This is a genomic window from Niallia sp. FSL M8-0099, from assembly GCF_038006945.1.
In the GTDB taxonomy this organism is placed as follows: Bacteria; Bacillota; Bacilli; order Bacillales; family Cytobacillaceae; genus Niallia; species Niallia circulans.
This window is the reverse complement of the sequence record NZ_JBBOWF010000001.1, coordinates 639,045-660,214: the sequence shown is the minus strand read 5'-3', so window position 1 is coordinate 660,214 and position 21,170 is coordinate 639,045. Positions and strand designations below refer to the sequence as shown.

The following is a 21,170-nucleotide window of genomic DNA, read 5'->3' as shown; positions in this document are numbered from 1 at the left end:
TATTAGTTATGTGTAATTTTACACCATATTTACTATATTATAAGCTTCCTTTAGACAAATTTCAATTTAAAACTATTTGTTATTTAAAATTTATTTTTATTCTCCAACTTTATTTGACTAAATATTTGCTTTACTTCCTAAAAAAGGAACTAGTAATGGCAGAAGCTAAATAAAAATAAAAAAAGCCTATGTTCTCCATGAAAACAAGGCTTTCCTATTTATTATTTTGCTAGATTGTATTGTGTTAGCGAATCCTTTAATTCCTCGTTACTGCTCTTCATTATTTCTGCTGTTTTTGCCACATTTCCAATAGCAGAAGTTTGTTCATCTGTACTAGAAGCAATTTGTTCCACTGCCGCTGCAACTGACTCTGATACTTCTGATACTTTTGCAATAGAGCTAGAAATATGATTATTTTGCTCTACAACTCGGTTTAGCTCTACTGTCATTTCTTTCACTGCCTCAATACTATTTACTACAGCCCTAGCAATTGCTGTAAATTCTTTTTCTGTATCCTTTACGGCAGTATCTAATTCAGCGGTTTGATTAGTTGTTTCATAAATGGACATAACCGTGCTTTCCATTTCTTTCTCGATATTTTGAATCATATCTTGAATCTGTTTAGTAGCCGAATTTGTCTCTTCTGCTAAATTACGAACTTCATTGGCAACAACTGAGAAGCCTTTTCCATGCTCACCGGCTCTAGCAGCTTCAATGCTTGCATTTAAAGCAAGCAGGTTTGTTTGTTCTGCTATTCTATTAATTGTAGAAGTAATTTTAGAGATATCTAAGACTTTTTGATATAAGCCACTAATTCCAATACTTACTTCATTCGTTGATTTGCTAGCATTTTCATTACAAATTTTTAAAGTATTAATAGTCTTTTGTCCATTATGTGATGCTTCTTGAGCATTTTCAGTTGCTTTCTTAATGATTTGATTTTTCCCTTCCATATTATCGATGGAATTGGTTAAGCTATCTATCTCTCTTTTCACTTCTTCTAATTCGGAAGCCTGGCTAACAGCTCCCTCAGCAATTTCAGCCATTGCTCTACCAATTTCTTCTGCACTAGCCAATGTTTCTTCAGCAATTACAGATACATCACTAGCTTGACTTATTCCAGTTTCATTTACATTTTTCAAGCTTGAAACAAGGAAGGCAAACTTTTCTTGCAATTCGCTAATAGAACGATTCAGCTGGCCAATTTCATCTTTCGATTTATCATTGAATTCAACAGATAAATCACCATGTGCCAACCTATGTACCTTGTCATTAAGACGGGATATGGCTTTTAATTTCCCCTTCATTAGCACATTAAAAACCAGTGCGCTTAATATAGTAAGAATAATTACTGAAGCTACTATGATTAAATAATCGCTATAAGTGAAGGATAACAAGCCTTGCAAATTTTCGTTTTTAGCAATAAAAAACCCGCTAAAAGCACTAATACAAGTAGTAATAAGGAGAAGCACATTAAACCCAATAAGCGATTTCCCTTTAAAATTATCTTTCTTTTTCATTCGTAACATCCTCTCTTCCGCCGTCCATAATAAGGAGCCATTTCCTAGCAACACCTTTAAATATCCTTAAAACGCTTTCACATATAATAACTTTGTTCTCTCTCTATGTCTTTAATATCGGTAATTTTTACCCATTTTTTAGCCTTTATTTGTAATTCTTTTATAAATTTTTTTACAGAAATAAAAATAGGAGAAATGCCTAATTTTTTTTTCATTCACGTAAGAATCGGAAAGTTTACGAGCCAAATTTTTTTCTAAGCATAAAATACAACGATATCTCCTTCTTAGAAAATTAGAAAGGATGACTGATGTTGTTTAATATATTTGTAGATCAACAGATTAAATTACGTTTATTAGAGCGGACGGACTCTCATGAACTATTTCAATTAGTGAATAAAAATAGGAAGTATTTAAGAAAATGGCTTCCATGGGTGGATCAAATAACTTCTCCTTATCAATATCAAACAATCATTCCCATATGGAATCAACTTTTCACAGAGCAAACAGAACTAAATGCAGGTATTTTTTTTAATAGCAGATTAGTAGGAATGGTTACATTACAACAAATTGATTGGGCAAGCCGCAAAGCTAGCATCGGCTATTTTTTAGCTGAAGATGCACAAGGGCATGGCATTATGACAAAATGTGTTGTTGCTATCTTAAATTATGCGTTTTACTATTTAAAGCTAAACAGAATCGAAATACAATGTGGGGTAAAAAATAGCAAAAGCCAAGCAATTCCTGAGAAACTTTCCTTTAAAAAAGAAGGAATTATCAGAGATGGCGAATTTCTTTATGACCATTTCCATGACCTATATTCCTATAGCATGCTGGCCAGAGAATGGGCAGCCAAATATTAGATTTCTATTCCACATGTACACGAGAAGAAAGAATTTTTTATCTGCAGGACGTATTTCTCATCTTACTGGAGGTTTATGCACTTAACTACTTTACGGGCAAATTTCGCTAACACACATTTTCTATTTTAGCCGTTTTATTGCCCGTTAAGAGTGGAATAATAACAAAGAATCGCTTGAATCCTCTTCCTCTCTTTATCTTCCACGATTTTATTTTATGTAAGAAAAGGTATAATATAAGAAAATAGAAGTTTTAGGATACAAAAAGATTGTAAACTAATACTGCCTTGAGAACAAAAGAATGGTGATGAACGAAATAATGATTGGAATGCAACTACTATTAATTGTCATACTGACTGCTTTTTCTGCTTTTTTTGTAGCAACAGAATTTTCTATTGTTCGTGTGCGACCTGCAAGAATTGAGCAACTTGCAGAGGAAGGCCACAAAAATGCGCGTACTGTAAAAAAAATCATTGAAAATATTGATGCTTATCTTTCGGCTTGCCAATTAGGAATTACTATTACGTCTTTAGGATTAGGATGGTTGGGACAACCTACTATTTTGAAATTGATTCAGCCTTTAATGAATGAGTTGGCTGTACCAGCTGCTTTATCACAAGGTTTAGCCTTTGTTTTATCTTTTTCTATTATTACATATATTAATGTAGTGATTGGAGAGCTCTTTCCGAAGTCTGTTGCTATTATCCTTACAGAGAAGGTCTCTTTATTAGTGAGTAAACCATTAATCTGGTTTTATAACATTATGTATCCTTTTATATGGATTCTCAACAAATCATCTAGACAAGTAGCGAAGTTATGGGGAATTACCAATCCTACAACCAATAGTGACGCCTTGTCAGAAGAAGAACTGCAGATTGTACTAAAGGAAAGTTACAATAATGGGGAAATTAGTTTATCTGAATACAACTATGTTAATCGTATTTTTGCTTTTGATAACCGGCTAGCAAATGAAATTATGATTCCAAGAACAGAAATGGTTACTTTATCAGACCATTTATCCATTGATGAAGCAATAAATATCATTCAAAAAGAACGCTATACGAGGTATCCACTTACCAAAAATGATGATAAAGACAGCATTATTGGCTTTATCCATATTAAACAATTACTAACGGACTGGTTAAAAAATGAAGGTTATGAAAATAAATCATTATTGGAGTATGCACAACCGATTATTCATATAATCGAAACAACTCCAATTCAAGCTGTTTTCTTAAAGATGCAGAAGGAAAGAACGTCTATTGCCATTCTTCATGATGAATTCGGTGGAACAGCTGGTCTAATTTCTGCGGAAGATATCTTAGAAGAAATCGTTGGCGAGATTAGAGATGAATTTGACGAAGAGGAAACGCCTCTTATTCAAAAAATTAATGATCATCACTATATTCTTGATTCCAAGCTTCCCCTGACAGAGGTAAACGAGGTTTTATCGCTATCAATCGATCGAGAAGATATTCATACACTTGGTGGATGGATTTTATATCAAAATCCGAATTTAAAAAAAGGGGAAACAATCGAATATAATGGCTACTTATTCAAGATTGATAAAATGATTCGACAGCATATTTTTAGCTTTGATGTTCAAAAAATACCTGCACCCTTAGCAGAAGATAAATAAATTTTGTACGATGAGCCGTTTTATGTGTAAGAACGGTTCATCGTACTATTTTTGTTCCCTCTTCTTTCATATCTTGGATATAAGACAATTAACATGAAATTTCTCTTTTCTCATATATTTATTTTATAGACAGAAAATTAAAAAAGTAATCGCTATCAAGTTTGACTGGATAGTTTGGCTTACCGTATAATAATTAGTAAAACTAAACAATTGCGAGGTGGTATAATGGGATTGTTTATCTAAATAAAGAAACTTCATACAGCTTCTTTCATACAAACGTTTATTATACTAGCTTCCGCATCGAACCTGCTTTATAAATGTAATTTTTTTATAAAATATAAATCACTGGTGCATCCTCATGGCTGGAAAAACTGTGATTATGTGTAGAAAATAAAGAACTTTATTACTAGATTGTACTCGATAGAGATTTCGCTCATTTCAATCTGAATTAATCAGGAGGTGACTCCTTACTCGGTAAACGAGATAAGGAAATTTATTTGGACATATTTAACTTGGTTATAATAGCCATTTTAATTGCTTTGACTGCTTTTTTTGTAGCTTCAGAGTTTGCTATTATTAGAGTTCGTAGTTCAAGGATTAATCAGCTTATAGAGGAAGGTCATAAAAATGCCCTTTCCGCCAAAAAGGTTACTAGCAATCTCGATGAATACTTATCTGCCTGCCAATTAGGGATAACTGTTACAGCGCTCGGTATTGGTTGGATTGGCGAAGAAACAGTTCAGCACGTTTTAGCACCATTACTACAAATTATCCATGTTCCTGATACAGCAATAACCGTCTTATCCTTCTCTTTAGCATTCGCCTTCATTACTTTTTTACATGTAGTAGTTGGTGAACTTGCTCCCAAAACATTCGCCATTCATAAGGCAGAACAAATTACTTTATGGGCAGCAAAACCATTAATCCTATTTTATAAACTGCTTTATCCCTTTATATGGACTTTGAATGGCTCTTCTAGAATTATTACAAGAATGTTTGGAATAAAGGCTGCTTCTGAGCATGAGTTAGCACATACAGAAGAAGAACTTCGCATTATTGTTTCTGAAAGTTATAAAAATGGTGAAATCAACCAATCGGAGTTTAAATATGTAAATAATATTTTTGATTTTGATGATCGAATAGCTAAAGAAATTATGGTACCACGAACAGAAATTGCTTCTCTTGAACAATCAAGTACATTAGAGGAGTTGCTTAACCTTATCCAAAAAGAGCAATTTACTCGATATCCAATTACAGATGGGGATAAAGATCATATTATCGGCATGATTAATGTAAAAGAAATCATGACAGAGTTACTTAAATCAAGAGATCTAACGACTAAAACATTAAAGCCATATATAAGGCCTGTCATCCGTGTAATTGAAACCTATCCTATTCAAGATCTATTGTTAAAAATGCAAAAAGATCGTATTCATATGGCCATCTTAATGGATGAATATGGTGGAACATCTGGATTAGTTACAGTGGAAGATATTATTGAGGAAATTGTTGGCGATATATGGGATGAATTTGATCAGGAAGAGGTCCCTACTGTACGCACTATAAAGGAAAATCATTATATCTTGGATGCTAAGGTGTTAATAAATGAAGTAAATGCTTTACTGCAAATAGACATAAACGATGAAGTCATCGATACATTAGGCGGCTGGATTCTCACTTCTAATTACGAAGCGTCAGAAGGAGACACAGTTATGTTCAAATCTTACGCTTTTAAAATTGTGGAAATGGAAGACCATCATATTAAATACGTCGAAGTAAAAAAATTATCCGATGTCCCGGTACAGCAAACAAAGCATATTACGGTGCAGCAATCCATTCCCTCTCCTTCATCTGAGGCTGAGATTGTGTCCTAAAACATTTAATACCAACTTTAAATAGAGGGTGGGACATAAGTATTTCAATCAAATATACCCCCGAACAATTATACGTACACACTAAAAAATACTCGTATAATTGTTCGGGGGTTAATTAAATTTAAGAACGAAGGTTTGTGGTGATCACCGCAGCCTGAATACACTTCGCTTTCGATAGGGTACTCGTTAAGGCTATGTTCTCCTTCTAAGAGATTTCATTCAATTGCCGTAGCTGATTGAAGCAGAATGGAAATAAATTTTCTCTTCTTTAGTCATTCACCATTGACTCATCAAATTTATAACCTACACCCCAAATAGTATGAATAAAAGGTTGTTCCTTTGTGCCAATCTTATTTCTTAACCGTTTGATATGGACATCTACCGTTCTCTCATCCCCATAGAACTGATAGCCCCACACTCGATCTAATAGCTGTTCCCTTGTGAAAACTTGTTTTGGATTACTGATTAAATAATAGAGTAGATCAAATTCTTTCGGTGTTAAATTAGTCATTACTTTATTATTATAGATGACTTCTCTTGTTTCCTTGCTTATTTTAAAATGCTCTGTTGTAAGAAACTTGTCTTCAACCTGGTTCGTTGTTTCTTTTTGGTATCTTCTCGTTACCGCTTTAATTCTTGCCATCAATGTCAACGGGCTGAATGGTTTTGTTACGTAATCATCTGCCCCCATCTCCAGGCCAAGCACTTGATCTGATTCGCTGTCTTTTGCAGTAAGCATAATAATCGGAACAGAACTAACTTCTCTAATCTTACGGCAAATCGTAACGCCTTCCATTCCTGGCAGCATCCAATCAATAATGATAATATCCCAGTTTTGATTTTCTAGGAAAAAGTCTAAAGCTTCTTTTCCATTGTGAATAAAATTCCCTTCATATCCTTCTTTTAAGAAAAACATTTCCAGCATGGAGCAAACACTCTCATTATCTTCGATTACAAGTATTTTCATCCTAACACTTCCTATTTTCTAGCATTCCTTTTTTGCTACTTATTATAGCAGATGTAATGTGCAAGTTTCATTTCCAGCTAGCGAAAAGGAAGAAAAATAGTGTCTTTATTTGAAACAACCAAAACTCTAAACGATTCATCCAATATTTCTGCATAAAAAGTTTTTTAATTGTAGTAAACTAATAAAATGAACTATCCTAGTTAATAACACCACCTATAAAGGAGTTATTGATATGATTCATTCTCTCGCTATAAATAAAGAGAAGCAGCTACTCACTAATCTTTCCGTTGAAGAGCTAGTTGCAGGTGATTATGAATGGTTTTGGGTTGACTTTGATCAGCCAATCGATGAAGAAATTGAAAAATTACATCATCCTTTTAATTTTCACCCCTTATCTATTGAAGATTGTCTTCATAATTTACAAAGGCCTAAAATTGATTATTTTGAAACCTATACCTTTTTTGTCACTCATTGTTTAAATCCTAAAACAGTGAAGAAGGACGAGCTTAATATTTTTTTGGGGAAAAATTTTATCGTTACTTTCCATCATCATGCCTCTGTGGAAGTCAATGCCGTAAAAGAAATGTTACTAAAAGAGGAAACTGCAGCATGGACACAATACACGGTTCTTTATCAGCTACTCGATCACCTTGTAGATAATTATTTTCCTATTGTCTATGAAATTGAGGATTCTCTCGCAGAAATCGATGAAAATCCTACTAATAAAACGATGGAAGCATTGCTGGATGAATTATTTTCTACTAGGCACCAGCTGCTTTCCTTGCGACATACAGTCGTCCCAATGAAAGATTTATTACATCAAATGATTAATACGGAAAAACTGGCTGCTCTCTTAATGAAAAGAGAATATTATTCTGATATCTATGACCATTTATTAAAAATCAGTGAATTAATTGAATCCAATCGTGAATTAACAACAGACATAAGGGATAGTTATCTATCCTATAATTCTCATCATTCCAATCGAATTATGCAAATCCTTACTGTTATTACAACTATTTTTATGCCACTAAGTTTCTTAGCAGGCTTATATGGGATGAACTTTTTAAATATGCCGGAGCTGCACTGGCAATATGGATACTTCCTTCTATTATTTGTTATGGCCAGCATAGGAGTGGGCATGTTTATATTGTTCAAAAGAAAAGGATGGTTTAAATAATATTCTGTTATTAAATGCAGAGCATTGATTAGCTATATTTCAAAACTATTATGATAAAATAGAATTATCACTATTTTCACCATATAGGATTATTACATAGAATTTGGGGGGATTAACGATGGAGTCATCAAATTTTCAAACAGAGGCTATCCTAGAAAAACCACAGCATAAGATTATGCCGAAAAGAGTTTTAGCAAAGAGAATAATTTTCATTATTATCGGCAGTATTTTAATGGGAATAGGCATTGAGGAGTTTCTTGTTCCTAATAAAATACTAGATGGAGGAATTGTCGGAATTTCTATCATTCTCTCCCATTTATCTGGTGCGAAATTAGGCTATTTTATCTTTTTACTTAATATTCCCTTCTTCTATATCGGCTACAAGCAAATTGGCAAGACCTTTACTCTTTCCACTATGCTAGGTATCACAGTCCTTTCTCTTACTACAATTTTATTACACGATGTACCTGTATTTACATCTGATTTACTTCTCGCAACGGTATTTGGTGGTATTATCCTCGGCATTGGTGTGGGAATTGTCCTCCGTTTCGGCGGCTCCCTTGATGGAACAGAGGTATTAGCTCTCCTTTTCAGTAAAAAAAGCCCCTTTTCTGTTGGCGAAATCATTATGTTTTTTAACGTCTTCATCTTTATTAGTGCTGGATTTGTTTTCTCGTGGAATCGAGCAATGTATTCACTAATTGCCTATTTTATTGCTTTTAAGGTCATTGATATTGTTATAGCTGGTCTGGATGAATCAAAATCAGTCTGGATTATTAGCGATCATTCAGAAATCATCGGAGAAACGATATTAGCAAGACTTGGGCGCGGCGTTACATATCTAAAGGGTGAAGGTGCCTATACTGGTGACACGAAAAAAGTCATTTTCTGTGTCATTAACCGTCTCGAAGAAGCAAAACTTAAAACAATTATTGAAGAGTTGGACCCTGCTGCCTTTCTTGCCGTTGCCAACATCTCGGAAGTTCGCGGAGGCAGGTTTAAGAAAAAAGATATTCATTAATATTTTTCTCTTTGTTATTGCCTAAAAAGCTAAACATTTTTTAGGCTCCCTCTTTCTACGCAATCTTCCTTCTATGGGCACTTTGGAACCTTCCAAATAACTCCATACTTAGTCAGGAAAATAGAAAATCAAAACTATTCCTAGGTTTATTTCTCTTCTTTTTTGTGAAAAATTTCATTTGATAGGAGGTTATGATTTGCGGAAAAACATAACATTATCGATTATAATCGGCTCAAGCTTTGTTTGTTTACTTTGGCTAATTGGCTTAGGCTGGGTATTAATCGACTATAACATTCAGCCTGAAAGAAGCGCCAAAATAGCTAGTGAAGAGAAAATAAAAGAAATGGAGAAAGATGACATACGCCTTTTAGCTCTAGGTGATTCCCTTACCCGTGGAACCGGCGATGATACTGGGAAGGGTTATGTTGGTTATCTTTCTGATGCTCTAGAAGAAAAAACAGAGGAAGATATCACTATTACCAACTATGGGATCAAAGGATTAACGACCGATAAATTGGCCGAACAAGTAAAAGAAGACGAAGTACAAAGACAAATAACTCATGCTGATCTTCTCTTTATAACAATTGGCGGGAACGATCTTTTTCAAGGGGGAGAATCCTTATCTGAACTCAATGAAGATTCTATAAACAAATTAATGAAAGCTTATTCCAAACAATTGCAGGCGGTACTTACATCGATTCGATCCATTAATAAAGACATCCCCATCTATTTAATGGGCTTATATAATCCTTTTAATGATTTAGACAATAGTGCTTTAACTTCCCAGGTAGTCCGCACTTGGAATAATGCGACTGCTGAAATATGTGCTAATTATCCGCAAACTATTTTTGTTCCAACCTATGATATTTTTCAGCAAAATGTTCAGCAATATTTATATTCTGACCATTTCCATCCAAATAAAAAGGGCTATCAGCTGATGGCTGAACGGGTAGCATCCCTTATTTCCTGGGAGGTAAATGACAATGAGTGACATTACGTTATCAGTTTCGCATTTAACGAAAAAAATCGGAAAGCGGGCTATTATTAAAGACATTAGCTTTGAATTAAAAAGCGGAGAAGTATTTGGTTTTCTTGGACCAAATGGTGCTGGGAAAACAACAACCATCCGGATGCTTGTTGGATTAATCAAACCTACCTCTGGTCAAATATCCATTTGCGGCTATGATGTCAAAAAAGATTTTGCCAAAGCAATGGAACGCTTAGGCTGTATTGTGGAAAATCCAGAGCTTTATCCTTATTTGACCGGATGGGAAAACTTAAAATACTTCGCACGAATGCTGACAAATGCAGATGATAAGCGAATAACAGAAGTTGTAGAGTTAGTAGGATTAACGGAGCGTATTCATGACAAAGTAAAAACTTATTCCCTAGGAATGCGCCAGCGTCTTGGAATTGGACAGGCATTATTAAGCAGGCCGAAAGTTTTGATACTAGATGAACCAACCAATGGATTAGACCCTTCTGGGATAAGAGAAATGAGGCAGTTCATTCGTTTTCTGGCAAAAGAAGAAGGTCTAAGTGTATTAGTCTCCAGCCATTTATTAAGTGAGATTCAGCTCTTATGTGATCGTGTATCCATTATTTTAGACGGTAAAATCATCCATACTGAATCAGTACATACTTTACTGACGCAAAAGGAAAAATTAATTTGGCGATTTACCCCGTTAGAAAAGGGAATAGAAATCTTGAATAAACTTGCTCCATCTGTCACAGTCCAGGAAGAAATGGTGATTACCCCCTATATAGAAGAAGAAGTTTCTAAGTGGAGTCGTTCATTGATGGAAGCCAATGTCGCTATAAAAGAAATGAATCGGCAAATCCCTTCGCTTGAGCATCTATTCTTAGAGCTGACAGGAGGTGATTCTGTCGGTGAATAAACTCATCTATAATGAAATGCTAAAGCTCGTGAAAAGTAAACGCTTATTGGTTGTGACGATTATCATCGGAATAATGATCATGATGTTTACCTATGCACAGCATCGTGAAATGGAAAATGTCAAAAAAAGAATTGGCGATACAGACTGGCGCGTCACCCTGCAGCAATCAATTGTCGATATGCAAAACAGAATCGGTTCAAGCGGGATTTCCGAAGAATTCCGCTCCCAGTTAAAAGTTCGCATCGACCAAAGTCAGTATTATCTCGACCATAACATCAACCCGCAAGATCCAGGTGCTCCCACCTTTTTGCGCGTGTTTCTCGATAATTCCATCCAGCTGCTGCTACCGTTAATGGTAATGATTATTTCAGCTGATATGGTTTCTTCGGAAAAAAGTTTAGGGACCATTAAGCTGTTGCTGACAAGACCGGTACGGCGTTGGAAAATCCTTTTAAGCAAATATATTACGCTTATTCTCTCGGTTTCCTTTATCTTACTTATGTTCGGGCTATTTTCTTATCTCATTTCCGGATTATTCTTTGGATATACGGGATGGACTGCACCAGTGCTAACTGGATTTACCGTGGAGGCTGGTGAATTAAATACTGCCAATGTCCATTTAGTCCCACAATGGCAATACATTCTCATGATTTTTGGACTCGGCTGGTTTGTGTCTGTTGTCGTAGGGACGCTCTCCTTTATGTTCTCTGTCCTTATTAAAAGTACAGCAGCAGGAATGGGCGCTATGCTCGCATTCTTGATTTCTGGTACTATCATTAGTTCGATCGCTTCTTCATGGGAATCAGCCAAATACTTTTTTATGGTAAACTTGCGTCTAACAGATTATCTCCAAGGGAATATACCGCCAATAGAAGGCATGTCTCTTCCATTTTCCCTGATGGTACTATCTATTTGGGGACTTGCCGGGATTATTATCTCCTTCCTTGTCTTTACAAGAAGGGATGTTTACTAAAGTTTAATGTTGTTATACGCATAAAAACGGAACTTCCCATTTTGGGAGACGTTCCGTTTTTGCTTATATACTTTCAGCTTGTTTGACTAACGCCCACGTTAGTTTAAGTCCAATACTTCACGGTCGAAGAAGAGGAATCGGAATATTTAATACAAAAAGAGTGTGAGGTAATATACACTCTTTTCCTGGTTTTAACAATTTTCCTGTCATATTTATTCTTTTATTCATACAAATTTAATCTAAATCATAAAAAATTCTTTTTTTGGTTGAAAGCACAAAGAAATTATTCTATAATTATGACAGCTACTTTGCTATGCAAGGTAGCTGTCATTAGAATAACTAACTTGCAATGCAATTTAGTAGAGGAGGTTATAGAGTTTGTCCATTAGAACTCAATTGTTAAAAGGAATCCTAGATGGCTGCATATTGGGCATTATAGAAGAACAGCCAGTCTATGGATATGAATTATCAAAAAAGTTACTAAAAGCTGGATTGCCTAAGATAAGTAAAGGAACCATATATCCAGTACTACTCAGATTACAGAAAAGCGGATTTATTCGCAGTGAGACAATGACAGCTGCATCAGGGCATAACAGAAAGTACTATTATTTAACAGACAATGGTAAAAATGAATTTGAAAGCATCGCAAAAGAGTGGAGAGTAGTTGCAGTTTCGTTTAGTAATTTATTATTAAAAAGAAAAAGTAGTGTGATCCATAATGATACAAATTAATGAAATAACTTATTAAAGAGCTGATTATGAACAATCATTTTTTTAGAGCACAGTAAAAGGCGGGAAAATATTGTTACTCAATTGGATCAAATGGAAATTAAAAATCAGATGGGAAAATCAAATAAACCATATTCTCTTTTTTAAAAATAAACAGGTGAACAATAAATGGATTTGGATTGTTATATGGAGTTTCATTAACTTTTTTACCCTTTTAGGAGGAAGTTACTTCCTTTTTAAATCAACTATCCTAAATGAACGATTAATTATAAATGAGCAACCATCCAGTATCATTTCAACTCTAGCTATGCGCTTCCTCTTTACCCTAAGGGAAGATTATCATCTGCTATGGTCAATACTATTCTTTATCATATTCATACATGCTATTGTTGCCGGTATTGCGTCTTCTAAATGGCAGCTGCAGTCTATTGATAGAGATTGGTTAATTATTAATCTAAAGATTAGTGCGCAAAAATCAAATATTTATATTTATTTGGAAACTTTAATATGGGATTCGCGAAATTTCCTAATAACCTATGTGCCGATTATGCTATCAATTGGGCATTTGTTAAGTCTAAAACCAATAAAGATAATCCTCATATCTTTAATTGCATTTTTGTGTTTCCTGCTACTTGGAATAATGAGCTCCATTTTTCATAACCGATATATAAACTTACAAAAAAAGAGAGTAAATTCTTTATTTCGAATTGTTACAAGTATTCTTATAAGATCATTTCTATTAGTTACAGCATTAGAGTTGAGCAAATCATTAATGCCTTGGATTAAAGACTTTCCATTAACATCAAATAATATAGAGATTGAAGAATATTATGAATGGATGCAACTTGGCATCACATCTCTAGGACAATTATTTGGACCGCTAGAATATGTGATTTCTTTTCACATTTTGCCAAATAGCATTTTAGCAAATTACGCAATTGGAGACCTAGAGTTTCATGATTTACTCATTTTTTGTTTATTAATTCTTATTGCAGGCGGACTATCAGTTTTTTTAGCCTTTGATAACTCTAAACCTTCTAATAAAAATTACTCACTTTCTTTTTATGAAAAGTGGATTATCTCTTTAAGTGGAATGATAAAAACAAAACCATATATTACATTTTTAATTAAAAGCGATTTACGCACAGACTATTTTTTTAATAGATTTCCGATAATTTTTGGACCTTTCTCTTTCTGGATTCAGGTTGGGATATACACTAGTTTCATCCAAATATTTGAGCCAGCAGATAAGATGTATCATCTTATTTTATCCTTTTATTTCTACTTTTTTGTATATTTTTATGTGTCTACAATGTTCTCGAATTTAAACGGAATGTACTCTTTAGATAGTATTGGAAATCGTATCATATTACATCTGATCTCCAAAAATAATGTTTGGTCTATATTTCTATACAAGATTCGACTATTTTTAATCACTACACTGCCGTTATTTATTGTGTGTGACATTGTTTTTATAATTATTAATCGAATTCCCAGCAAGATTGCGATCATTATCGTTATCAATCATATGCTATTTTATTTGCTATTAAGCACTGTTTTATTTTTACCATCAGTTATATGTCCGCATTATAACTTTTTGAATCTTGAACAACTTGAAGATTATCCAGATCAAAAAACTATACGGAACTCTATAAAGTACTTAACAGTTGGTGTATTTATTCCGTGTTTAATGTTACCAGCAGCGTTGTTAATGTCAGATTACATAAGTATCTCTCAATATCTAATAGTAAATGTTTTTGGAACTATAGCCTTATTTTTTATACTTTTAGGATCTATTATTGCGCTTATAAAATCTAAATTAATAAACTATAAGAGTTTAGATGATTTTTCTTTATAGGAGGGGATAAATTGGAAAATATTTTAGAGGTTAAAAACGTAAATAAAATAATTGAAGGAAAAGAGATATTAAAGAATCTTAGTTTTTCATTACCAAAGAATAAAATTGTTGCATTTTTAGGACCGAATGGGGCAGGAAAAACGACCACACTTAAAATAGGGGCAGGTCTTTTAAAACAAGATTCAGGAGAAATACTAATTCTAGCAAATAAAGATTCACTCCATAAGACATCTCATCCAGTTATGTTTATACCTGATTACCCTTTATTATATGAAGAATTAACAGGCTTTGAATATATAGAAATGATGATTAGTCTTTTTGAAATCAAACTGAAAAATCCTTATGAAGACCTTGCTCTATATGATATGGATAATGAATTACCAAAAAAAATAAAGAATTTTTCTTTAGGAAACAAAAAAAAGATTGCCTTATTTACTACTCTTTTAAGTAAACCATCCTTATTATTGCTAGATGAATTTATATCAGGTATTGACCCATTAAATATGAAGATAATTAAGACTATACTAAGAGATTATGCTAATAGAGGAAATGCAGTACTTTTATCTACACATCAATTAGAAGTGGCTCAGCATTTTTGTGACACTCTTATCTTGATTAAAAATGGTGAAATCCTAGAGGAAAACATGTCAATTACCTCGGTAACCGACAAATATTCTACATTAGAAGATTATTTTTTATCCACATTAAGACTAACGGAGGAAGATTATGAATAAGAAGCTGTACATTATAGGAGCGTTAGTATTTTCTATATTTGCTGTTATTCCACTAGTTTTTTCATTGTATATGGGACATATTAAAGATGCTACTATTATCACTTGTATTCTTATTGCAGTGTTGGCATTTTTAACTGTTGAATATAAAAATTTAAAGAATAAGAAGGGAAAATAGCCCAGTAGAATAGATTAGTTTTAAGTTATCTATTTATCCTAAATTCCAATTAAATCAATCATATACCAGCATTTCCCTCACCACGGACTCCAAATAGTGGTCGAGTGGAATGCTGTAAATTTATTTTGTATTCTTAAGATATTAGTATTAAGCTATTCATTTCCAGCTATTACAACTTCTATTTCGCAATTCCTCAGCCTCTTTCCTCCACTTGGTTTTGGGATTTCTACTCTTCTTACTGGTTGGGGCTTGTATTTTCCTTCTTTTATGAGATTAATTAAGTCTGTTCCTTTTTCTATTAAGTAAAGGCGAGTAGCTTCAATATCTTTCGCATCGACTCCTGCTGCTCATTTATTTCTATTAACCTTCTTAAAAGCTTGGTTCAGATTTTCCTCGTCCATAATTTGTTCAATAATTGTCCGTTGTGATTTCATATTGTTCCCATGTTCTCAAGGTTACACGAGGTGAACTCCACACTTTATGGATGAATCCTGTTTTCCGAACATTCTTCCTGTCATAAAGTCATAAGTTGGCTGTGTCTTTGTTTCCCCGTAAATCGCTCTAACGTGGTCGCTCCTTTCATTCCGTCCTTCCCAATCCTGAGGATTGGTACTATGACATCTGCTGACTTCTCTTAGTTCAGTTACTTATCGCTAAGCAAGTTCTTAAATTAAGGTATCTAAGAGATCTCCCAGGGTAAGTTCATACACTTTCCCCTCATCCATCTGCACATTTATTCCTGCACCATCTGGGGATATTTAGGACTTCGTTTTGTTTAGCAAACTCGTCCTGGAACAGAAACCTCGAATGTGATTCGTGTACCTCAGACCGAGGGTTTGCCTAGAGCTTCCTTTAGATTCCAAGTCACATGGACACCCTTGCTTTCGGCTAATGGTTCGCATATCCCAACGCCCATAACGGACTTTCACCGTCTAGTTGATGAACATGCCTGGCACACTAAAAACGGAACTTCCCATTTTGGGAGAAGTTCCGTTTTTGCTTTTATACTATCAGCTTGTTTGACTAACCTGCCCCGTTTGTTCCACAAGATAAATCAACTATTATGGCAAAAGGCTGCAATAATGCAGCCTTCAGCTTGTTGACAAAAGGAATTTAGGAAATGTAAATGGAATTATTATGCATTGATTGGAGTGAAAGGGGTGAGACTCCTGTGGGATCTGCGAGACAGTCTGAGACCCTGCAGGCCTTTAGGCCGAAGCGGCTCAGCGCGAGCCCCACGGAAAGCGAACCCCTGCAACGGAAATCAACTCTTATTTAAAAGAATGTATATTTATAAACTAAGACAAACTCCTAATTACCGAATTAGGAGTTTGTCGACAGTCTGAAGGCTGCAATAATGCAGCCTTTTAAATTATTTTGTTAGAAAATCTGTTACCACATCACGGAATATATCTGCCGCCTCATAATGAGGAGTGTGACCGCAATTTTCTATAAAATAAATTTCACCTTGTTGTATATCATTTATATAAGTTTCAATTTGAATTGGGCAAGTAACAACATCATACTGACCTAAAATTAAAAGACAAGGCAACCTGATATCTTTTAATAATGGTAAGGCTGATTCAAATATCTTCCCCTCATCTCTAAGTCGGTTAAAATGAATTTCGGATTTATCATAGAATATATCCCACTGTTCATCGGAATACATACTAGTATCAGTTGGATTATTAAAGTTATGAGTATATATATGCATCCTTTTTTCTTCTAGAAATTCACTAAGTTCCATATAGCCTTCTACAAGTTCTTTTGTAGTACAGGAGGAGTCATTAGAAAGTTTTAGACACCTATATCGACTTTCAGACATCTTATATTTTTTAAATAAACTGGCTGTTTTTTCGAGAAGTGCCTTAGCCGTATATTTAAAGTCAAATGTTGGTCCTTCAAAGATTACTTTATCTATGGAGTTGGGATACCGAAAAGCATATAGCACAGCTAGATAACCACCAAAAGAATGCCCTATTATAGACCATTTCTTAATTCCCAGGCAACGGCGAAGTTCCTCACAATCTTCGACTAAATTATCAAGACCAAAGGGTTCATTCTCGCTAATACCTTCAGACCTACAAACGCCTCTTTGATCAAATGCAATCAATCGAAAGTTCTGACCCAATCTATTTGTTTGATGATAAGTAAAGTCGAAACAACTTTCTCCAGGGCCTCCGTGTAAATATAGTATTGCTTTATCAGAGTTTGTATCGTTGACTTCCACGTACAGCTTTTTTCCATTAATCTCAATGAATTGCCCATTCTTCATTAATATCTCCTCCTCATCTTTTAATGAATAGAAACTCAAATTCATATATAGGAGGAGGTCTTGCGAATAGACAAAAAATTAAGGGTTAATGAAATGGTTTGATACAGTATCTCATATAATAGTTCCTCCAAATAAAGTTTTTTATTATATTCGATGTGATTTGAAAAAATCCTTCTTCCGCTAACCTGCCCCGTTTCTTCCATAGGCTAGTTTCAAGGAATGCTTCCATAGTTCCTGAAGATGCAAAGCATTACTATAACTCCATTTTATTTAACTCGAAACTTAATCTTTAAAAATACCTTTTAATTTCGGGAATACTTAAGTGGGATGAGTTCACTAATTGCAGTTTTAATTAACTCGCCATTTATTTCTAGAAGGACAAAACATTCTGGTGCATAGTCAGAAATCAGCTCCCTACACATACCACAAGGACTTACTACCTTTATACGTCTATCTACTTCATCAGAATAGGGATGTCTGACTGCAACGATTGTATCAAAATCCTTTTGTCCATTTGATATAGCACTACCGATTGCAATAGCTTCCGCACAAACCGTCACTCGTCCAATATACGCTTCAATGTGTACTGCCGAAATAATCTCCCCTGTTTTCGTACGAATGGCAGCTCCCACATGATGTTTATCGTCTTCATAAAGCATTGTTATCTTCTGTGTTGCTACTTCTACTAATTCTATATCTTCTTTAGTTGTGTTAAATATTTTCATATGGACTCCTCTTACATTAGTTGAATTTATGCATTTAGTTATCTTCATTTATTATTCAGAATTTTAATGTCCTTGTTACAATGTCTTGTTGCACTATCCTGCACCTGATTGTGACATACAACATTTATTCTTGCAATATGGCTCTGATAAAAAAATAAAGAACTGCAATTTTCCCTGCAGTTCTTTCAGAAATATTTCTTATATAATTCTCGTCTTAATTGTCCACTTAGATAAGCGTAAATCCTTGTTGTTTCACTTTTCTCATGCCCCATCAAGTTTTGAATAACTTCTAATGGTGCTCCATTATTAATTAAGGTGGTTGCATAACTATGCCTTAATTGGTGCGGATGTATACACTTACTAATTTTTGCTCTTAACGAAATCTGTTTAATGACATATCTCATTTGTGCAACACCCATTCGGTGTGGGGCACGGAGAGTAACAAATAAAGCCTACTCATTATCTTTTCTTTCCTCTAGATATCTCTTTAGCCAAATGCTACTTCTTGTATTAAAATATACTTCTCTTTCCTTCTTCCCTTTTCCATATACAACAACCGACTGTTCAGAAAAGTTAATAGCACTTTTATCCAAGTTCATGATTTCACCTATTCTACACCCAGTCGAATACATAAACTCAAATAAGGCTTTTTCAAAAGTAGTTATACAGGCTTCCCGTAATAACTCTATTTCCTCTTCCGTTAAGAATTTTGGAATCTTACTCTCTAATTTCGGTTCTTTAATGGCTTGTGCTGGATTAAAAGTTATATATTTTTCTTCTTGTGCCCATTTAAATAAAGACTTAATAAAACGGATTCGATGGCATAAACTAGATGCTTTCAATTTACTAGCTACTTCCCCTAAATACCATTTTATAGATTCTCTTGTAATATCTTCTAGCAGAATATCTCCTAAATTATTTATTAATAGGATGGATTGTACCTTATATGCTTTTAATGTCTGTGATGAATAACCTTGAATTTGTTTATCGGCTTTATATAAATGCCAAGCTTCAGATAATATCATCTACGAATCTTCCTAACTTTTTAGGAACATTATTAACTAGTAATATATAAAATATACTTCTTTTAAGATTTTCTATGTAAGAAATGCCCCCGTTAACCCATAACGCATTAACTTTTAAACTCCATAAAGTGACTTGAATTTGGATAAAGATTTCCCCTTGTAAATCCGATAGAAGAATAAAATCTATCAGCTTGTTCGGTATCTGTATAAAGAACCAAAATTTTATAATGTCTTTTCGCTTCTTCTATTATCCTTTTTACCAAAAGACTTCCTATACCATTTCGCCTATATTCTTTATAGACATAAAACCTTCTCAGTCTACCGATATTTTGAGCACCTGAAAATGGGTCTTTATTTAACCCACCAATAGCAACAAGTAAACCTTCTTCATTAAAAACCCCAAATAAGCCTTCACCAAGATGGTTGAAAGTATTATTGCCATTTTGATATTCATTTAATAATCTTTCTACAAAACAAAACCCATCTTCTTTGCTTTGTTTTACTAAGCTAACCAAATCAAAATTCAACAGATTGTTAATGTACTTTACCTCAAACTTCTCCATACTCATCCTCCCTCTAGTTTATATAGTTCCTGCCCCGTTAGTGCCCGAATAGATAAAAAAGCATTCCTCCATCTTGGATTAATGCCCCCGAAGTGAAAGAACCATTGATGTTTTTAAGGTTCTTGAAATCCGTATATAGCGACGAAAGAAAGAATTCCAAAGCAAATAATCATCAATGAATTTATTAAAACTAAAGTTTTTCGTGTCGTTCCTTTTGCACTGAAAAAAGCACTTATGACACCAAAAACATTTATAAGGATAGGTGTAAACAAACTTATTCCAAATAAATAATCAAAAAAGCCAATTTCCCAACCTTGCGAGAGATGCATAAGCATAATAAGTGTAAATAAGAAACAACTAACCGATAGAACTGCAAATAATTTTTTCATATAATCTAATCCCCTTATTTTATGACTGCCCCATTACTTAATATTTTCATCAAAAGGGGCATTAACCCCTCTTGGATTAACGCACCCGATAATTGAATATAAATTAAGACAACTAAACGTTCTTCTTTTTAAAGAAGTTAGAAATAAGGAGTAGAATTATCCCTATTATGATTGATGGTAAGGAAAAAGGATAGAAATCTTCTGGAATATCTTCTCTCAACACACCTATACTTTCGTTAAACATGAATCCAAGCATAAAAAATAGAAATCCTAACCAAGCAATTACCTTGCCCAATATAGTATATTTTTTCGTCATAATGTTTAATCACCATCCATTTCATTTTAACTAAATTACCAGTTTACTCCACTAACCTCCCTCAATAAACAAACACTTATCTCTTAAATACGCAGTTTTTCTCCATATTGCTATCTAACTTGTTTAACTTTATAGATTCAGTTAGTGTGAAAAGATCATAAATAAGCAGTTTACAAAGAAAATGAGCGCAAGAAACTAGCCAACCTTCGGTTCATTTCAAAAAGTTGGATAAATAGGTATGTACGCACCAATGGATGTCCACATATCTTATGGAGGTCTACCCTCCCAAGTCTCACAGAGTCTACGCTCCTACATTCCTTCGTTCAACCTTTCCATAAGGTGGATGTCGGTCATGCTGCCCTACAGGATCTTGTCCTTACGTTAGTTGCGTTGCCGACTAATCCCATGCTGATTTTGTCTGTTCATCTGTTCAAATCTAGTCGATAAAAGTT

19 protein-coding genes and 1 pseudogene are annotated in these 21,170 nt (G+C 34.1%); 12 read left to right on the top strand and 8 right to left on the bottom strand.

Annotated elements, in window-relative coordinates; all coding sequences use genetic code 11:
• Positions 1–221: 221 nt before the first annotated feature.
• Positions 222–1,520: a methyl-accepting chemotaxis protein gene (locus NSQ92_RS03120; RefSeq protein ID WP_161798423.1), complete on the bottom strand. Its 1,299-nt coding sequence runs from the start codon at positions 1,518–1,520 to the stop codon at positions 222–224.
• Between the two features lie 311 nt (positions 1,521–1,831).
• On the opposite strand from NSQ92_RS03120, the gene NSQ92_RS03115 reads away from it, so the two are divergent.
• The 3 genes from NSQ92_RS03115 to NSQ92_RS03105 all read left to right on the top strand — a co-directional run bounded on the left by NSQ92_RS03115 (position 1,832) and on the right by NSQ92_RS03105 (position 5,890).
• Positions 1,832–2,380 carry a GNAT family N-acetyltransferase gene (locus NSQ92_RS03115; RefSeq protein ID WP_061797621.1) on the top strand — a complete coding sequence of 183 codons (549 nt, stop codon included), beginning with the start codon at positions 1,832–1,834 and terminating at the stop codon, positions 2,378–2,380.
• A 298-nt stretch (positions 2,381–2,678) separates the two neighbouring features.
• Positions 2,679–4,016, top strand: coding sequence for a hemolysin family protein (locus tag NSQ92_RS03110; protein ID WP_235844455.1), 1,338 nt, complete (start codon positions 2,679–2,681; stop codon positions 4,014–4,016).
• 497 nt (positions 4,017–4,513) lie between these two features.
• Positions 4,514–5,890, top strand: coding sequence for a hemolysin family protein (locus tag NSQ92_RS03105; RefSeq protein WP_047945012.1), 1,377 nt, complete (start codon positions 4,514–4,516; stop codon positions 5,888–5,890).
• A gap of 268 nt (positions 5,891–6,158) precedes the next feature.
• On the opposite strand, the gene NSQ92_RS03100 is transcribed toward NSQ92_RS03105, so the two are convergent.
• The gene (locus NSQ92_RS03100) at positions 6,159–6,857 is read right to left on the bottom strand and encodes a response regulator transcription factor (protein ID WP_061797625.1); all 699 of its coding nucleotides are present in this window, start codon (positions 6,855–6,857) and stop codon (positions 6,159–6,161) included.
• Positions 6,858–7,089: 232 nt separating this feature from the next.
• Here NSQ92_RS03100 and corA point away from each other — a divergent pair, with 232 nt between their 5' ends.
• From corA to NSQ92_RS03055, 9 genes are all read left to right on the top strand, one after another.
• Positions 7,090–8,037 carry a magnesium/cobalt transporter CorA gene (corA, locus tag NSQ92_RS03095; RefSeq protein WP_061797628.1) on the top strand — a complete coding sequence of 316 codons (948 nt, stop codon included), beginning with the start codon at positions 7,090–7,092 and terminating at the stop codon, positions 8,035–8,037.
• A gap of 175 nt (positions 8,038–8,212) precedes the next feature.
• Positions 8,213–9,058 (top strand): YitT family protein, encoded by an 846-nt coding sequence (locus NSQ92_RS03090; protein ID WP_369989488.1) that lies wholly within the window; start codon positions 8,213–8,215, stop codon positions 9,056–9,058.
• A gap of 196 nt (positions 9,059–9,254) precedes the next feature.
• Positions 9,255–10,049 carry an SGNH/GDSL hydrolase family protein gene (locus NSQ92_RS03085; protein WP_341132237.1) on the top strand — a complete coding sequence of 265 codons (795 nt, stop codon included), beginning with the start codon at positions 9,255–9,257 and terminating at the stop codon, positions 10,047–10,049.
• Complete coding sequence (locus NSQ92_RS03080) at positions 10,042–10,956, top strand: ABC transporter ATP-binding protein (protein WP_341132236.1); 915 nt, start codon at positions 10,042–10,044, stop codon at positions 10,954–10,956. Before NSQ92_RS03085 ends, NSQ92_RS03080 begins: the two co-directional genes overlap by 8 nt.
• Entirely contained in the window at positions 10,949–11,929 is a 981-nt protein-coding gene (locus NSQ92_RS03075) for an ABC transporter permease (RefSeq protein WP_095330149.1), read from the top strand. The genes NSQ92_RS03080 and NSQ92_RS03075 overlap by 8 nt, the downstream gene beginning before the upstream one ends.
• Positions 11,930–12,307: 378 nt before the next feature.
• Entirely contained in the window at positions 12,308–12,661 is a 354-nt protein-coding gene (locus NSQ92_RS03070; RefSeq protein WP_047945006.1) for a PadR family transcriptional regulator, read from the top strand.
• A 70-nt stretch (positions 12,662–12,731) separates the two neighbouring features.
• On the top strand, positions 12,732–14,516 hold the full coding sequence (locus NSQ92_RS03065) for a hypothetical protein (protein ID WP_341152370.1): 1,785 nt from the start codon (positions 12,732–12,734) through the stop codon (positions 14,514–14,516).
• Between the two features lie 11 nt (positions 14,517–14,527).
• On the top strand, positions 14,528–15,250 hold the full coding sequence (locus tag NSQ92_RS03060) for an ATP-binding cassette domain-containing protein (protein WP_053215823.1): 723 nt from the start codon (positions 14,528–14,530) through the stop codon (positions 15,248–15,250).
• On the top strand, positions 15,243–15,425 hold the full coding sequence (locus NSQ92_RS03055) for a hypothetical protein (RefSeq protein ID WP_047945004.1): 183 nt from the start codon (positions 15,243–15,245) through the stop codon (positions 15,423–15,425). Before NSQ92_RS03060 ends, NSQ92_RS03055 begins: the two co-directional genes overlap by 8 nt.
• 1,372 nt (positions 15,426–16,797) lie before the next feature.
• On the opposite strand, the gene NSQ92_RS03050 is transcribed toward NSQ92_RS03055, so the two are convergent.
• The 6 genes and pseudogenes from NSQ92_RS03050 to NSQ92_RS03025 form a co-directional block, all read right to left on the bottom strand.
• Complete coding sequence (locus tag NSQ92_RS03050) at positions 16,798–17,700, bottom strand: alpha/beta fold hydrolase (protein WP_047945072.1); 903 nt, start codon at positions 17,698–17,700, stop codon at positions 16,798–16,800.
• A 302-nt stretch (positions 17,701–18,002) separates the two neighbouring features.
• A complete protein-coding gene (locus tag NSQ92_RS03045; protein WP_047945071.1) occupies positions 18,003–18,425 on the bottom strand; it encodes a cytidine deaminase in 423 nt (140 codons plus the stop codon).
• A gap of 185 nt (positions 18,426–18,610) precedes the next feature.
• Positions 18,611–19,450, bottom strand: a pseudogene (locus NSQ92_RS03040) (tyrosine-type recombinase/integrase).
• A 107-nt stretch (positions 19,451–19,557) separates the two neighbouring features.
• Positions 19,558–20,013 (bottom strand): GNAT family N-acetyltransferase, encoded by a 456-nt coding sequence (locus NSQ92_RS03035; protein WP_047945070.1) that lies wholly within the window; start codon positions 20,011–20,013, stop codon positions 19,558–19,560.
• Positions 20,014–20,126: 113 nt separating this feature from the next.
• Complete coding sequence (locus NSQ92_RS03030) at positions 20,127–20,402, bottom strand: hypothetical protein (RefSeq protein WP_144545349.1); 276 nt, start codon at positions 20,400–20,402, stop codon at positions 20,127–20,129.
• A gap of 112 nt (positions 20,403–20,514) precedes the next feature.
• Positions 20,515–20,718: a hypothetical protein gene (locus tag NSQ92_RS03025; RefSeq protein ID WP_047945068.1), complete on the bottom strand. Its 204-nt coding sequence runs from the start codon at positions 20,716–20,718 to the stop codon at positions 20,515–20,517.
• Between the last annotated feature and the right edge of the window lie 452 nt (positions 20,719–21,170).

Bases quoted from the DNA above. Each gene is read 5' to 3' on its own strand.
- NSQ92_RS03120 (WP_161798423.1), bottom strand. From the start codon at position 1,520: ATGAAAAAGAAAGATAATTTTAAAGGGAAATCGCTTATTGGGTTTAAT.
- NSQ92_RS03110 (WP_235844455.1), top strand. From the start codon at position 2,679: ATGGTGATGAACGAAATAATGATTGGAATGCAACTACTATTAATTGTC.
- NSQ92_RS03100 (WP_061797625.1), bottom strand. From the start codon at position 6,857: ATGAAAATACTTGTAATCGAAGATAATGAGAGTGTTTGCTCCATGCTG.
- corA (WP_061797628.1), top strand. From the start codon at position 7,090: ATGATTCATTCTCTCGCTATAAATAAAGAGAAGCAGCTACTCACTAAT.
- NSQ92_RS03090 (WP_369989488.1), top strand. From the start codon at position 8,213: ATGCCGAAAAGAGTTTTAGCAAAGAGAATAATTTTCATTATTATCGGC.
- NSQ92_RS03080 (WP_341132236.1), top strand. From the start codon at position 10,042: ATGAGTGACATTACGTTATCAGTTTCGCATTTAACGAAAAAAATCGGA.
- NSQ92_RS03055 (WP_047945004.1), top strand. From the start codon at position 15,243: ATGAATAAGAAGCTGTACATTATAGGAGCGTTAGTATTTTCTATATTT.
- NSQ92_RS03050 (WP_047945072.1), bottom strand. From the start codon at position 17,700: ATGAAGAATGGGCAATTCATTGAGATTAATGGAAAAAAGCTGTACGTG.
- NSQ92_RS03045 (WP_047945071.1), bottom strand. From the start codon at position 18,425: ATGAAAATATTTAACACAACTAAAGAAGATATAGAATTAGTAGAAGTA.
- NSQ92_RS03035 (WP_047945070.1), bottom strand. From the start codon at position 20,013: ATGGAGAAGTTTGAGGTAAAGTACATTAACAATCTGTTGAATTTTGAT.
- NSQ92_RS03030 (WP_144545349.1), bottom strand. From the start codon at position 20,402: ATGAAAAAATTATTTGCAGTTCTATCGGTTAGTTGTTTCTTATTTACA.
- NSQ92_RS03025 (WP_047945068.1), bottom strand. From the start codon at position 20,718: ATGACGAAAAAATATACTATATTGGGCAAGGTAATTGCTTGGTTAGGA.